Here is a 16005-nt window from a genome sequence, read left to right on the forward strand (position 1 = left end):
CTATTGTTACGACCTAAAAGCCTCTTATTGTCCTTAAGTGATGAAAAGCTCATCGAAATCACTTTCTACTACTTGATTCTCAGTTCATGTCAGGCGATCATTTGCGTCGATGTCCATTTTAGAATTAGAGGTTGGAGTAGAACGTTGTCGCCATGTAACCAGTTAACAGAAATTGACCCGAAAGCGCCATTTCAACCTGTATTTGCCCCTGTAATACAGGATCTTATCGTTAACTTACGCGCAGCGATCGGTCCTTCTTTACATAGTATTTATCTGTTTGGTAGTGTCGCAAGACGAGAAGGCAAGCCAGGTAAATCCAACTTAGATGTGACGTTTGTGTCCACGGTGCCGCTGACCTCAAAGCAGCAGACAATCTTAAATACGATAAAATGGCGTTTTAAGTCGCAATACCCACAAATTACCGGTATTACGTTTAATGTGGGAGAAACCAAAGAGATCCTGAGCCTAGAGAGTATTTTTAGCTGGGGCTTTTGGTTAAAGCATTGCTGTGTTTGTATTTATGGTGATGATCTTGCCACGCGGTTTGGCTCGTTTGAACCTTGTTGGGAAATTGCCAAAAACCTCAATATGGATATTGAAGAGTGGCTAGACGCTTATCGTAAAAAAATTGTCGCAGCACAGACGCCAGAGGCTCAAGTGCCTGCTCAAATCGTGATCACTAAGAAGTTACTGAGAAGCTGCTATTCGCTTGTTATGCACAGGGACAAAAGTTGGTATGACAACCCTGTGACATGTGGTGAAAAATTTTTAGATTATTACCCAGATAAGTCACTGGAAATTGAGCGTTTAAACATTTTACTCCAAGGGCGACGTATCCCTAAGCGTTCTGTCATTGCGCTTTTAGATAATTTTGGTGGCTGGGTTGTCAAAGAGTTTGCTCGTATTGAGCGTAAAATTGGTTAATTTCTTTCGATACAAATTGGTAGGTAGTTGTGCAGCAAGGTTTTGTTTTAACTCGTCAAAGCAGAGATCTTGCTGACAGTACAGAAATCACGTTATGGCTCAGTACAGAGTCTGGCCCTGCCAAAGTGGTTGTTGATGGCGAGCAACCTGTTTTTTTTGTATTCGCGGATGACTTTTCACAAATATCCTCGGTATTTTCCTCCCATAAAGTCCGTCATACTTTCAAGTCATTAACGTTGAAAACGTTTGATCATCAAGCGATTTATGGCTGTTATTTTTTAACTAACAAAGAAAAAATTCAAGCAACGCAATTACTTGATAATCAAGAAATTCATTATTTTGAATCAGATATCCGCTTACCAGATCGTTATTTGATGGAGCGTTTCGTGTGCGGTGGAGTCAATTTTATTGGTCAACCAACAACAAAAAAAGGGTTTACTGAGTATCGTAAGGCGAAGGTGAAAGCGGGGGACTATATTCCAGCGCTTTCTGTGGTGTCTCTTGATATTGAGTGCTCAGAAAAAGGCATTTTGTATTCAGTTGGCCTGCATAGTGATCGTGATAGCCGAGTGATTATGATTGGTGAGCCTCAAGAAGAAAGTGAATTGCACATTGAGTGGGTGGCTGATGAAAAAGCGTTATTACTTGCATTAGAACGTTGGTTTACTGAGTTTGATCCTGATGTGGTGATTGGCTGGAGTGTGATTGATTTTGACTTTCGGTTACTGGTCAAGCGTGCTCAATGGCATCAGCTGTCTTTTCGTATTGGGCGTGGCAACAGTACTCCTTTTTGGCGCCAATCGAATAAAAATAGCCGTCAGGGCTTTATTTCTATCCCTGGCCGTGTGGTGCTAGATGGTATCGATAGTTTAAAAACGGCGACATACAATTTTAATAGTTGGTCGTTGGAATCCGTATCTCAAGAGCTGTTAAATGAAGGTAAGGACATTCATAACGTTCATGACCGTATGGATGAAATTAACCGCATGTTCCGTGAAGATAAGTGCGCATTAGCTAAATATAACCTTCAAGATTGTGTACTGGTTACTCGTATTTTTGAACATACACATTTGTTGGAGTTTTTAATTGAGCGTACACGCTTAACAGGGGTGGAGTTAGATAGGGTGGGGGGATCAGTTGCGGCGTTTACGAACCTGTATTTACCTCGCCTTCATCGGGCTGGGTATATTGCCCCTAACTTGGAAAGTGAAAATTGGATCGCCAGCCCAGGTGGCTATGTTATGGAGTCTAAGCCCGGCTTATATGATTCAGTGTTAGTACTGGATTTTAAAAGCCTGTATCCATCTATTATCCGATCTTTTTTGATTGATCCTATGGGGCTGGTGGAAGGTTTAAAGCTAGATCAGGGAAGGGAATCTTATCAAGCTGTTGCAGGGTTTCGTGGTGGTCAGTTTCATCGTGAAAAGCACTTTCTGCCTAAACTGATTGAAGATTTGTGGGCGGCTCGTGATCAGGCAAAACGCAATGGGGAAAAAGCCTTCTCTCAAGCCATTAAAATTATCATGAATTCTTTCTATGGCGTTTTAGGTTCGTCTGGTTGTCGGTTTTTTGATCATCGACTGGCGTCTTCTATCACTATGCGTGGTCATGAAGTATTGGGTAAAACCAAAGACATGATTGAAGTTGAAGGCTATGAAGTGATTTATGGTGATACGGACAGTGTTTTTGTGTCTTTAGGTGCCAGTAAAACACAACAAGAAGCCGATGTTATTGGCCTGCAATTAGTAGAAAGCATTAATCAGCAGTGGACGGATAATCTACGTAATGAGTTCGGTTTAGATAACCATTTAGAGCTGGAGTATGAAACGCATTACCATAAGTTCTTGATGCCGACTATCCGTGGTTCGGAGATGGGTTCTAAAAAGCGTTATGCTGGTTTGGTGGTGCATGGCGATCAAGAGTCTATGGTCTTTAAGGGGCTAGAAACGGTGCGAACGGACTGGACGGCACTGGCGCAACAATTTCAAAAAAACTTATATCACATGGTTTTTCATGACCAAAACCCTGATGACTACATTCGCGACTATGTGAATAAAACACTAGCGGGTGAACATGATGACTTGTTGATCTACCGTAAGCGATTAAGACGAAATTTATCTGATTATCAGAAAAATATTCCTCCGCAGGTTCGTGCTGCTCGCTTGGCAGACGAAATGAACCATAAGTTAGGTCGGCCATTACAATACCAGCGTAAAGCGACTATTGAATATGTATTCACACTTTCTGGTGCGGAGCCTCGTGAATATCGCCAAAGTGCAATTGATTATAACCATTACTTAGATAAACAGTTAAAACCCGTTGCGGACGGTATTTTGCCTTTCATTGGTAAATATTTTGATGATATTACTGCACCACAATTAGGGTTGTTTTAGAAGTATTTAGTAATATCTTAATAATTTTATACTGAATCAATCCCTTATATTTTATTTGATATTTTTACTGATCTTTATGGTCAAAATTATATTTTCTGCAACCTAGATCTTATTTTTGAATATACATATGTGATCTATTGCACACAAGGGAAGTGTAATAAGTGTTTCATATGCATTCTTTCCCATCTCTCCCTGTTATCCCTTTTTTGTTTTCTATACTCATCACAAAAATACATACACAATTTTTATGGTGAATTTTTTGATAATCCAAAGTGAATAAAAATACACTTTATATCTTAATTCACCTCAACTAAAACATGCTGTCTGATGGTCACTTTCTGTTATTTGACAGAGCTAACCTCATTGTTTTATTTGCAATAGATAAATAGAGGGGGATCTATGGGCAAACAAATTAAGCTGATTGTTGCTACGTTCCTATTAGTCTTTGCAGTTTCAAGCTGCAAATATTTGGATGATGATGACAGCGAATCTTCAACTGATGGCGGCGGTGGAAGTGGTAGTGCATTCGTTGTTAACGCTTCCAGTGGGTTAACTACCGTTGTTGGTCAAGCGTTTGACCCCAGTAAGCAAGCCACAGGGGCTTCCGATACCAACCAGTCTGACGTTTTAGTTCAAGCCCAATTATTGGATGCCAGTGGTAATGAGCTACTCACTAATCCCGTTACAGTGACAACAGACTCTGATGGGTTGTATCAGTTAGATTTGGCTGGCACATACAGTGCAACCCCAGCCTCAGTCGTGATTACTTACAGCAAAGATGGATTTTTAGAAGGGGAGAAAGTTATCCCGCTTTCTTCAGGGCAGCTGAGTGCTCAAATCCCTTTACCTATGTCTGAGTTAACGGAGTCTACAGTCTCTGTGGCATCCATTACGGATAATTTAGTGGTGGCTTCAGATGGAGTGCCTCGCTGGCATTTAGGGCTCGTACGTAATTCATCGGGTGAAGTGAGCATTAAGCAAGGTTCAGGATTAGCGTCAGTCGCAGCCGATGAAGATGTTATGGTTGATATCTCGATGCCAATCTCTCGCATTGAATCTTCAGTGGAAGCCGTGACCAGCCGTATTGCTTACTTTGATTCCAGTAATTCGACGGATATTCAAAACTTTCCCGGTGAGTTTGAAGGTTTTGGTGATCCAAATAATGCGGGTAATAGTGTGGATCTCACTACGACGGGGGATGCGCAAGATAATTATCGATTAATCTCCAGTACGTTTAGCCAGCTTATTTTAGAAGATCAGGATGGCAATTTACTCAATTTAGAAAGTGAAGCCAGTGCCGCCGCAGATGAGCCAGTGATCATTAAGATGATGATCCCTGATGGAAGCTACGGCACCATTAATCAAGATGCAGATACGAATACGGATGGTATTCAAGTTCCTATTTTTGTGTATGACAGCGGTCAAGGCTGGCGTTTTGTGGGTAATGGAACCCTAGTGAATGCGCTTGATAATGTGTATGGCGGGGCAGATTTTCCATTTAGTAACGGTGAAACATTTGATGAAACGAATAATGAGTTAGATATAACCCCTGCGGTTGGCTCTATCACTTTGTTTGCGAGAGTAGTTATTAATAATGCGAATCAGTGGTTACGTTGGATTAACCTTGATTGGCCCATTCAAACGGGTGGTGATGTCGTTAATATGTGCCTTACTGGGAGCGTGACTTACAGCGGCACCAGTAATGAGCCATATAACGGCCATATTAATATTCGGATGCCTGATGGCGGTTTTAATTATACCTATGTAGATAATGGGCAGTATCGTTTCGAAACTAACGTCATCAACACTGCGGACACTACGGATCCGACGAAGTGGACGTTGGATGTTTTTAATATTCGAACTCAGCAAACAGAGCAATTTACCTCCTTACCGACCCCATTAGTAACAGGCACTGACTGTAATCAGAATATTGATCACCAGTTAGCAAACCCTTGGCAATGTACCATAACTGGAACCGTAATCGCTCTGGATGGCACCGTTGTTGCCAATACTGTGGTTGTTGCTAAAAATTCATCCAATCAGTCATTTGCCGTTACTGATTCCAATGGCACATATTCATTAAAAACGTTATGCGCAACGCAAACCGTATCCGCACTTGGTCAGACGCAAAGTGTATCTGCTGCCCAGTTGGCGGATTTAACGGAAGAAGTGAATTTTACTGAGTCTAATTTACCGCCCAAAATATCACTCTCGGGTCGATCTGAAGTAAATTTGAATATGGCGTATCGTTTGGGCTGGTATGCCTTTGATCCCAATGGCGATGATGTTCAGCCAGCTGAATTAGTGTGTTTAATGGGGGGCGTTGCGCAAACGTGTCCTATTACCGAAACGGGGACAAACGCCTGGGCATTGAATTTCACTTCTGCCGGAACGTATACGTTGCAAGCTTCTGCCAGTGATGGAACGGATACCGGAACAGCCAGTAAAGTGGTGACGGTTCACTCTGAAGGTAACAAACCGCCTAAAATCATCAGCTTCAACGCTTCAAGCACCATAGGTACAGCAAATGTGAATGAAACATTGGGTAGAGGAGATACTGTTGAAATTATTCAGGGCCAAAGTGCAACTTTAGCAGTACGAGCGTTTGATCGTAATGGAGATGTGCTTACCTATAGCTGGACGACAACGCCGGATGCATCTCCTACTTGTGAAGGAAGCAGTTGCCAAATTGATACTAACAGCTTTGGTAGTGTGGTGTATTCCGTGACGGTTAGTGATGCAAGCTCGTCGGACACTAGCTCTGTGACGGTACAAGTCAAAGCAGACTCTCCTCCAACAGTGGAGGAAGTGGTTGCTTTCCCATCGCCAGCTTTAGCTCTGGAATCGGATAGCAATGATGAGCCTATTTTCTTATTTGCATTCACTGATGATGATTTCACTCCATTACGTAGCTTGACGCAAACTTGGCAAATTTATAGCCGTAGCGGGGAGACGGAAACCCTAGTGGACATTACTCTTGAAGGTGACAGTAATGACATTATTCCTGCTCGCAGCCTGCCAATAGGATCTTATCGTGCACAAGTCATGGTGACGGATTTGAATACGGCAGGAGAAGCGGGTCAAACCACTACGTCGGCAACAACAGAAGGGCTGTTTAGTGTGACGCCTGATCAGCCCCCTACAGTGAAGCTCACCACACCAACGCCTGTGCTCGTTGTCACCGAATCGGATGGTGCCGCAAGCAATCTTGTGGTGACCGTGGAAGCCGATGATGATGTCACCGCGACGGAGTTGCTGACGTTTAATTGGACGTTAACGCCGGAGCTGCCATTTACTTTGGCTGATGATTTGCGGTCGATTATGGTACTTGCCACAGACATTATTCCGAGTGCGTTAAATTCGGATGGTACCTTAGTGGCCCAAGTATTGGTTACTGATGAAAAAGGTAACAAGACTGAAAATTCTATCACGATCAGAACAGAGGCTCCCACAGCCCCTGTGATCAGCAACCTGGAAACGGAGCCTCGCCGCCAGAATGCAAATGCCAATAATACTAACCCCGTCGAGATTGTTGTCCGTTCTTCGGTACTAAGTGATCATGAATTAACGTTTAACTGGGCTGTTTCTCCGAGTGTGCCGTTTGAAGTAAGCGAAAGCCAAAGAAGGATTCGCTTTGCAGCTGGCACGGTGCCAATGAGTGAGTATGTAGTGACGTTAACAGTGACGGATCCATTTGGATTAGTGACTGAGCAAACCGTCGACTTTACAGTCCTAGAGCCGAGTAGTGGCAACGTGGGCGTGATTATCGAGTAATTAATAAATAGATAAATAAAGGGAAAACAGCCATGTTAAACAGGATTAGATTAAACGCTCTGACTGTTGCTGTACTCGCAGGATTGAGCATGACAGGGTGTAACGGTGGTTCTTCAGGCAGCGCTTCTTCAGGTAGTACATCAGGATCATCGACGCCAAGTATATTGGCAGCAGAATCAGCTACAGTAACACTGGCGACAAAATTTCCATCCAGTGCGGGTGTGGCTTGGATTGGGACAGCAAGTGAGATTGAAGTTAAATTTTTCTCACATGAGCTGGTGGGATCGGCAGAAGAGGCGTTTGAACTGCTGGATATGTGTCGCGGTTTTGGTGAAGACCATGACTCGGGAGGCTCTGATGATGGGTGGATTGAGCTTGATGGCGACATGCTAGAGTGTAATGAGCTAAGGGGGAATGGCCTTGAAGGGAGTTTTGCTACCTCTGTGTTATTAAACCCAGACTCACCAGAAGTCGCTGTTAATTTATTATCCGGTAAATACCGAGTGGAAGCTCATGTGGCGAATGCTTCGGGTGAGCGCCGTGAGGTGAGTGTGGCGTATGTTGAACTAGCAGAAGGCGATCATGACATTGTATTACGTGCTATGGAAGCTAGCTGGACGCTAGAAGAGCCACTAAACTTAGCTTTATTAAACCAACCAGTAGTGCCTGAAACTGATAGTGAAGCCCTAGATTGGGATCGAAATACCGATGGTATTCAAACGCCAGCTCAAGCGTTAGGAATTGAAACTGAGTTAATCGGGTTACATTTACCTTCAGCACTGACGTTTCCTGACGGTTTTGAAGCGGAAGAAAGCGATGATTTAGACCCACTACTAGTCTTATCTGGTGGTTTTTGGAACCTAGGAACGGATCATGGTCTTGCTACGTTTTTTCGCCCTATTTTAAGAGTGTCTGATGGGGCGGGTGGTGAAACGGATATTGAACCAATGAATGATTATTATTTTGAGTCTGAGCCTGTTCTTGGTGATGGCTCGGACGGGACTTCAGAAGGCAATTCGTTAGATAGTGGCTTGGAGGAAGGTACGACTGCATTAGCAATGGAAGGCGATATGGATGATGATTGGAGCGACAGCTGGGACGATGAGTGGGATCATGAATGGAATGGTGACTGGGGCGACGACTGGAACAATGAATGGGATAATTGCTCTACGCACCATAACGATTCGTTATCTGAAGGAGAAAATGTTGTTGGTTGTGAGCGTATGAATGGCGGTGTACATAGCACACCTGCCATGCTGATTCAGCAATACAATACAAATGAAGGCAATGAATACGCATTAATGTTAGGAGAATGGGAGCTATGGCAAGAGCACTCAACGGATGATTGGACGGCAAATAGATATAGCAGCCAAGGTGCTGATGCCTGGCTAGCATTTGGTTATGCGACGATGGCCGAAGAAGAGGGCGATGCTGGTACTGAGCGGCACATTAACTATCAAGAAGAAGTTGGCTACTGGGATTATGAGCAGCAGCGATGGGTGGAAAGTGATTATAAAGTTGTGTGGATCAGCACTTCAACTGAAACTTTCCAAGACAGTAATGGTGTAGACACGAACTGGCTTGATGTGATGGTGAACACATTAGGGGGAAGTGAAAATCGCTTCACTGATGGAGAAACCATTACTGGGGTGCTCATTGAAGGAGTCAGTACTTGGCAAGGCTCACAGGATGGTAATGATGAAAATAAACGAACTCCAAATGCTTATTTAACCAAAACGTTGCAAACAGTAGCGGTTGAAGAAGGCTTGATCGCTGGTGATGCCGATGCCACATGCACTAAATTACAAGGTGGTTATGAAGATTACAGCTCATCTTACGTATGGAATGAAGAGTTGATGCAATGGCAAAGCGGTTACTTTAATCGCGATCTGTTACCTAACTCTGATGGGCCACTGAGTGATTTACAGCGTCGATTAGAAGAGGCAGAGCAGCGTTTATCTGAAAGTGAAAATCGGTTAGGTAATTTTGATGCTGATATCGCCAATCTTATTAACACTTATGGCTTAGATCTTCGAATTGCTGTTAATAACGCTGAAGTCGCACTTATGACGGCTGAAACAAGTTTAGGTATTACCAGCAAGCAAGAGGAAGTCGATGGCCTACGAGAGACGTATTATGATCTGAATGATGACTACTGGGATGCAGTCGATGAGTTTGGTGAAGGCTCACCTGAAGCGGGAGCGGTAAAAGCCGCAAGGGATGATGCTGAAACGGCACTAAATACTGCGGAAGGAGAGCTATCGGAGCTTAGATTTGGCTCTGAGAGTAACAGCGCCATCTTAGATCCTTTACGTGCTGATGTAGAAGCCGCTAAAAGTGTGAATGGCTATTTTGAATTTGAAAATATCGATAATCAAATTCAATGGGAGCAAGGGCGTGTTTCTGCCTATACGGAAGCCATCGCACACTACAACTCCCAAATATCGGAATTGTCCAATTTCTTCGACTTTGATGACAACGGAACGGCGGAGCTCTTTGAAGCCGGCGTATTTGTTGAAAACCTAGAACTGCAGTATGACCATGATGAACTATACTCAGACAAAGGTGATTATATAGAGTCACTTGTGACGATCATAGCAACAGCAGATGTTACCACTCAGGTAGACGCGTTTATTTCTGAATGGCAGGCCGAGATGTGTATTCAGCCATTTACATTAAAAGCGTCCAATTTAGAGGTTGATTATGGTGTTGATGGAGGGGTTGTTATTGAGTAATACAATACTGAAGTTTAACCTCACCCAGTAATGAGAAATCGCCTTGAACAGTGGATGTTCAAGGCGTTATTAATAAGGATTGTTATGTCTTTATCTCGATTGCTCCTTGTGCTAACGGCTCTTCTTGTTATTCCTCTGTCGGCTTTTTCGAATACACATTTAATTGTTGGCTTACTCCCTTCTTCGTCGCTTAAAACCACTTCCCCAGAAGAAAAGTTGTTTTGGCAAATTAATGATCAGTATGAAGTGAGTTACCGTGTTTTAAGCCAGCATCAACCAAAGATTGTGTTAGTGACAGTGGGTGACAATGAACCTTGGCAAACTATCTATTTGGCACTTAAAAATCACTCAGAAGTGAATTATGTCGAGTTTGATCAGCCGATTTCCTCATTACCTTTAGTTAAGCGTCAAGCTACTTTCCAAGCCAATGAAACCAGTTATGCATTAGAACAATTAAAAATAGACGTATTGTCAGAAAGTGAAAGGCAATGTGATCGTATTCGGATTGGTGTGCTAGACAGTGGCATTGATTTTGACCATGAAGACTTACAGTCGGTGTTAGAAAAAAGCATGGGCTCTGTGGTTGGAGTCAATACTATCAATAGTTCGGTTTCTGCAACTGACGATTATGGTCATGGAACTCATGTCGCAGGAATTATTGGTTCACAAGATGTGGTTCATCCAGGTGCCTGTAAAAGCGCACGTTTAGTCCCTTTAAAATTTTTAAACCAAGCGGGTGGCGGCAGTGTGAGTGACGCGGTTGAAGCCATCGCGTGGGCTGTTGATAATAACATTCCGCTGATGAACCATTCATGGACAGTGAATTCATACAATCAAGCACTTGCTGACATTATGACAAGCTCTACTGCACAAGGCATGTTACACATCACGGCGGCGGGAAACAGTGGAGCCAATAACGATCGTAATAATGTTTATCCGGCAAAATTAAGTCAGACGATTTCTGGGGTGATTGCCGTTGCGAACAACACGGACGAACGGCTTTTATATCGTAGCAGTAATTATGGTTTAAGCAGTGTGGATGTTGCAGCACCTGGCAGTGATATATTAAATTTAAATCTGAATAATGGTTCCTCCCACAGAACGGGCACGTCTATGTCAGCCCCGTTTGTTACCGCTATTGCAGCTATGCTTTGGCAGCAAGATGAGTCATTAACGCCAGGGCAAATACGAGCAGTATTGAGTTCAACGGTCACTCAATCTGATGTGTTAAAGGCGAAAATTAGAAGTGGCGGCATTGTGAATGCTCAAGCGGCATTGCAAGCGTATCAGCAGAAACCAGTCGCTTTATATGGTTTAACTTGGCAGCAAAATAAGCTGCATTTACTCGGGCAAGAACTGGCCTCAGTCACCGCAGTCAACATTGATTATGATGCGACACATTTAGAAAATCAGTCATTGGCTTTTGAATATGACAGCAGTAGTCAGCAAATAAAGTTAACTGAACCTCCAGTGGCATCTGGCATGATCACGGTAGCCACTGCTGACCAACAGGCACAATTATATTATTACGCTCCGGTTGAACCCGCAGATAACTTATCGTTGATTGCTAACGGTGATGAATTCATTTTATCGTGGCGTTTGCCAGCCTCGGTGAATGAAACGTATGTATATCGTGCATTACCTAGTGAAGGATTTAAATTTTTAGGGCGAGTTGAAGCGCCTATCTCCCAGTTTACTGATAACCCAAATCAAGAAGGTGAAGTACGTTACCGGGTGAAAACAAGTTATGTTTCTCAAGCGCCCTACCAAAATATTTTACAAGAGCAAATGTCTGAGTATAGCGCTGCGATTAGTCACTCATGGCAAAACAATCCGTGGCAGTTATTACAGTGGGCAGATATTCCCGTTAATGTGCCAGTGAAGCTGCCACTACGTGTAAGCAGTGAGCTGCAAGTGACACTGAGTGATGGATCATTGCCTAGTGGCTTAACGATTGAAAATGGCTACCTTGCTGGTCAAGCCACCCAAGCTGGTAATTATACATTTACCTTGCAAGCGACGGATAATACGAATAGTTGGAGCCGAAGCTTCGACTTGGAGGTGATGTCTTCAACCAGTTGGCAAACTCCTTCACAGCAGTCGCAAACTTTTATTGAAGCAACATCGGGGGGGATTTCGGCTATTTCTCAGTTTACGCAAGAGGGAACCGTAATTACCCAGATCGATGTAGACAGCAGTGATAGTCCACTTGCCCTTATCAACATAACCGTTAAAGATACCACCAATGTGGCGTTACAAAATATCGAGTTAATCTCTAATGGCTCTGCAACGGGCACTGAATCATCGGTGAGTGTACAACCTCATCAAGCTATTTTAAGTGTGACTGATCAGAGTGCTTATGATTTAAATTCAGAACCGAATGCCATCACTATTCAATATACTCAAGCGATAAGCTCAGTAGCTAGCGCCAGTTCAGAAAGCGATAGTCGCTGTTTTATCGCAACTGCGTTATTTCCAAACAGTCCGATGTTATTAGGGGCTCTTAGAAGTATCCGTGACGATGTGATCTTACCGTTTCCTTACGGTAGCCATTTTATAGAGATGTATTACCTTTACTCACCACTTTGGGTTGACCTTCTTAAAGATATGCCTGTCATTACTTTTCCATTGACAGGCATATTGGGTATGTGGGCGTTAATTTGGCATTTTAAAGTGCTGCTATTTACGTTAATGATTGGTCTTGGAGTGAAATGTTGGTGGTGTAAATACAACGCAAAAGAGACGGTCATTTAAGCTATTTTGTGATTTGAGATACCTACTTTTTCTGAGTTGTTGAGCTAAATATTGTAGAAAGTAAATAGAAAAAATGGATAAGAGGTTGATACACTAAAGGAATCAATAGGATTTGGTACGTTTATATGAAAAGAATAATAATGAAATGTCTTTGCTTGCTGGTGGTAGCGACGCCTTTCATCGTTCAGAGTAAAGAAACTGGCAAAATATCTAGTTATAAAGATAACTATTTTTTAGGGACGTATACGTCTGATATTAATAAAGATGTATACAGTGCAAGTGGTTTTGAAGGAGCGGAGGAGCTTAATCACTTTGAAGCGAAGTATCAATTTTCGTTATCTATTCCATTGATTCCCTTTGATGGTTCTACGGCTTTAATGGCATCTTATACTCAAATGTCTTTATGGCAATTGGCCAATTCCAGTATTTCTTCTCCATTTAGAGAGACCAATTATACGCCTCAGATATTTTTAATGTCTCAGGGTAGCTATCCTATTTTTAATAGTTTAGAAGTTGGCTTTAAGCACCAATCGAACGGTCGAACTGGAGATTTATCACGCAGTTGGGATCGACTTTATTTTGCCATCGAAAACTTAGGTAATGTGATCGAGTACGGCTTTGAATATTGGTACGTGATGGGAGACACTTCTGAAAACCGTGATATAGAAGACTATATTGCACCGTATGAAATTTGGCTAAAAACCTATAATTCATTAGGGGAGTTTAATGCTCGTTTTTCCCAACATTTCGATAATAACCGAGGTGGTTTTGAAGTTGGCTACGCCTTTTATCTTAATGAGTATGTTGGCTTTTATGGTCAAGTATGGCATGGCTACGGTGAAACCTTAATTGATTACAATAATAACCAGACGCGTTTTGGCTTAGGTTTAAAATTAGTGAACTGGTAATTCTTTTTCCCTAATTACGGCAACCGTTGCATTTTGGTTTGATGAGTTGCCGTAGCAAAGTTTTAATTTGCAATAAAAGTGAACAACCCCTTTCAAATAAAGTTCGAATTCACTCTCAAAACAAGATTGTGTCACGAAAGAGCCATTCGATTATTACTCGGCACTGCTACATTGACTAACGGTAAAAAATCTTGTGATCAATAATAGAGGGAATTATTAATGCTTCGAACGAACCGAAAGGTTATTAGTCAGCTTATTTCTTTAAGCGTCGCTGTGGCAGCCAGTGCATTTGTGCACGCTGCAACTCAATCAACTGATGCTGTTGCCCCTTCTTCTGTATCTCCTATTTCAGTTGAAAAAACACCGATGTTTATTGGTTTAGGCTTTGACGATAATCTAGATAAAGATGGTTTAAGCTGGGTGATGGATTTGTTAGCTAATAACAAAAATCCGGAGGGGGCAGATAAGTTTGCAAACCAAGCATTAGCGGCCTCATTTTTTATGAACTGTCAGCCAGCAGAAAAAGATGAAGAAATTAAAACGTTGTGGCGTCAGCTACTACAGCAAGGTCATGAAATAGGTAACCACACTTATACTCACCCAGACGATAAAGTTAATTATAATCCGCTTGAAAATTGGATGACGCCAGAGCAGTGGCAGGATGAAATCAGCTTGTGTAATGCTCTGTTAACGAAGCCAACAAAAGAAGGAGGGATTGGTGTTGATTCAGTTGCAGGTTTTCGAGCGCCATACCTGACTTATAACGATAATTCGTTACAAGCTATTGTTGATAATGGCGTTCGTTATGATGTGAGTTTCCCCGCTGGCATCATGCCTGAACAAAATGGCCGTAATAACTATTGGCCTTACACGCTGGACAGCGGCAGTCCAACTCATGATTTAGCTGTTGCTGGTTGGTGGAAACCGGCGATTAAAAATTACCCGGGCTTATGGGAAGTTCCGCTACATACCTTGATTGTTCCGCCTGATAGTCATATGGACAAATATGGTCTTGCTTATTCACTGCGAGATAAAATTGCTAGCCGAGTGGGGCATTTTGATCCAGTTTCAGGCAAAGGTGATAACTTTGACTGGAATCTATATAGCACACCCAACTTTGGTGCTGCTGGCTTAAATGAAGACGATGTCGTTGCGATCTATAAATATAACCTTGATCTTCGATTGGAAGGGAATAGAGCACCGTTAGTGCTAGGTTTACATTCAGGCTTCTACGGTTATTTAGACGGTAATGAACATTGGGGAATGCCTGAAACTACAGTTGTTAACCGCCAAAATGTCTTGAGCCGTTTTGTAAAATACGCATTGGCGCAGCCTGAAGTACGCTTTGTAACTCATAAACAGATCATTGATTGGGTTAAAGAACCGAAGTCACTTGCTGTTTGCCCTGATGCAGAATGGAAAGTACATCATACTTATAGTGAGGGTGATACTGTATCTTATCAAGGAAAAACTTGGCAGGCTCAATGGTGGACCATGCTCGAAATGCCCGGGCTAACAGAAAGCTCTCCATGGGTTGAAGTGCAGCATTGTACTCCTTCACGCAGTTAGGCATACATTAAATATCGTTAACACCGTCAGTTGGATATGCGCTTTGCACTTTGGTGTAAAGCGCTTTTTATAGAGGTAATGAGAGCCAAGCCCTTTAGGTTGAGGAACATCAAAATCGGTGAAAAAACAGACGGTATAATGTGCTTATCAAAGATGTTAAAGAGAGTCTTACCGTGATACTAAGAAAGAGTATGAAGTGGTCACTCATGATAGGGATGTTGGCAATTGGGAGTACTGGTGGAATCTATGCTTATTTAGGAGAGCCAAGCTATCTGTTAAATAATACTAGCCAAGTTCAACCTGAAGAAGGAGTGAGCATACACCCTCAACAGGCACAGCAAGAACGTATTACCGAGATTCAGAATGAAATTCGTAAAAATACTCAAGATGGTGATGCGTGGTATGCCTTAGGTCACGCCTATATGTACAGCGGAGAGTTCGAAAATGCAGTGATTGCTTTTGATTATGCGATCCGATTATCTTCTGATCCGATTGCAAATCTTTTTTCAGCAAAAGCCTCAGCGCTCTATTATGTAGAGAAACAAAACCTAACGGTAGAAGTACAATATTTACTAGATAAAGCGTTGGCAGTGAACCCCAATAATACGACAGCGCTTATGTTAATGGCTTCTGATTTGTTTATGAATGCGCGTTATACAAAAGCGATCACAATGTGGCAGTTGCTACTGGATAGCAACGAGCCTGATTTAGATCGCGTTGCCATTATTCATTCGATAAATCGAGCAAAGCAGTTGCTATAAACCTAGTGTCAAGAAATAGACACAGCCGATAATTGCTGAATAAATAGACGTCTAGATGTAAAACTTTCTTCCTACTTGCCCATGCTGTATTATGTGCGCCCTTAAATGCTTGTAAATACAAGATGTTAATTTTATTAAGATTTAATGTGAATGCGCTGTAACTTAATGAAGTTAAATAACTTACGAT

The 16005-nt window shown here is 42.4% G+C and carries 8 protein-coding genes; all 8 read left to right on the forward strand.

Annotated features, from left to right (window positions below; genetic code table 11):
• Window positions 1-144 precede the first annotated feature (144 nt).
• The 8 genes from MHO82_RS09625 to MHO82_RS09660 all read left to right on the forward strand — a co-directional run bounded on the left by MHO82_RS09625 (window position 145) and on the right by MHO82_RS09660 (window position 15818).
• Window positions 145-924 carry a nucleotidyltransferase domain-containing protein gene (locus tag MHO82_RS09625; RefSeq protein WP_239183721.1) on the forward strand — a complete coding sequence of 260 codons (780 nt, stop codon included), beginning with the start codon at window positions 145-147 and terminating at the stop codon, window positions 922-924.
• A gap of 29 nt (window positions 925-953) precedes the next feature.
• The gene (locus MHO82_RS09630; protein WP_239183722.1) at window positions 954-3317 is read left to right on the forward strand and encodes a DNA polymerase II; all 2364 of its coding nucleotides are present in this window, start codon (window positions 954-956) and stop codon (window positions 3315-3317) included.
• A 399-nt stretch (window positions 3318-3716) separates the two neighbouring features.
• The gene (locus MHO82_RS09635) at window positions 3717-7091 is read left to right on the forward strand and encodes a hypothetical protein (RefSeq protein WP_239183723.1); all 3375 of its coding nucleotides are present in this window, start codon (window positions 3717-3719) and stop codon (window positions 7089-7091) included.
• A gap of 32 nt (window positions 7092-7123) precedes the next feature.
• Window positions 7124-9826 carry a hypothetical protein gene (locus tag MHO82_RS09640; RefSeq protein WP_239183724.1) on the forward strand — a complete coding sequence of 901 codons (2703 nt, stop codon included), beginning with the start codon at window positions 7124-7126 and terminating at the stop codon, window positions 9824-9826.
• An 84-nt stretch (window positions 9827-9910) separates the two neighbouring features.
• A complete protein-coding gene (locus MHO82_RS09645) occupies window positions 9911-12580 on the forward strand; it encodes a S8 family serine peptidase (RefSeq protein WP_239183725.1) in 2670 nt (889 codons plus the stop codon).
• Between the two features lie 140 nt (window positions 12581-12720).
• Complete coding sequence (locus MHO82_RS09650; RefSeq protein WP_239183726.1) at window positions 12721-13488, forward strand: phospholipase A; 768 nt, start codon at window positions 12721-12723, stop codon at window positions 13486-13488.
• Between the two features lie 219 nt (window positions 13489-13707).
• Window positions 13708-15057 (forward strand): polysaccharide deacetylase family protein, encoded by a 1350-nt coding sequence (locus MHO82_RS09655; protein WP_239183727.1) that lies wholly within the window; start codon window positions 13708-13710, stop codon window positions 15055-15057.
• 191 nt (window positions 15058-15248) lie between these two features.
• On the forward strand, window positions 15249-15818 hold the full coding sequence (locus MHO82_RS09660; RefSeq protein ID WP_239183728.1) for a tetratricopeptide repeat protein: 570 nt from the start codon (window positions 15249-15251) through the stop codon (window positions 15816-15818).
• Window positions 15819-16005 lie beyond the last annotated feature (187 nt).

The organism is Vibrio sp. Of7-15 (genome assembly GCF_022347565.1).
Classification (GTDB): domain Bacteria; phylum Pseudomonadota; class Gammaproteobacteria; order Enterobacterales; family Vibrionaceae; genus NORP241.

Excerpts from the sequence above, each read along its gene's own strand:
- MHO82_RS09635 (WP_239183723.1), top strand. The coding sequence starts at position 3,717 with ATGGGCAAACAAATTAAGCTGATTGTTGCTACGTTCCTATTAGTCTTT.
- MHO82_RS09640 (WP_239183724.1), top strand. The coding sequence starts at position 7,124 with ATGTTAAACAGGATTAGATTAAACGCTCTGACTGTTGCTGTACTCGCA.
- MHO82_RS09645 (WP_239183725.1), top strand. The coding sequence starts at position 9,911 with ATGTCTTTATCTCGATTGCTCCTTGTGCTAACGGCTCTTCTTGTTATT.
- MHO82_RS09650 (WP_239183726.1), top strand. The coding sequence starts at position 12,721 with ATGAAATGTCTTTGCTTGCTGGTGGTAGCGACGCCTTTCATCGTTCAG.
- MHO82_RS09655 (WP_239183727.1), top strand. The coding sequence starts at position 13,708 with ATGCTTCGAACGAACCGAAAGGTTATTAGTCAGCTTATTTCTTTAAGC.
- MHO82_RS09660 (WP_239183728.1), top strand. The coding sequence starts at position 15,249 with ATGAAGTGGTCACTCATGATAGGGATGTTGGCAATTGGGAGTACTGGT.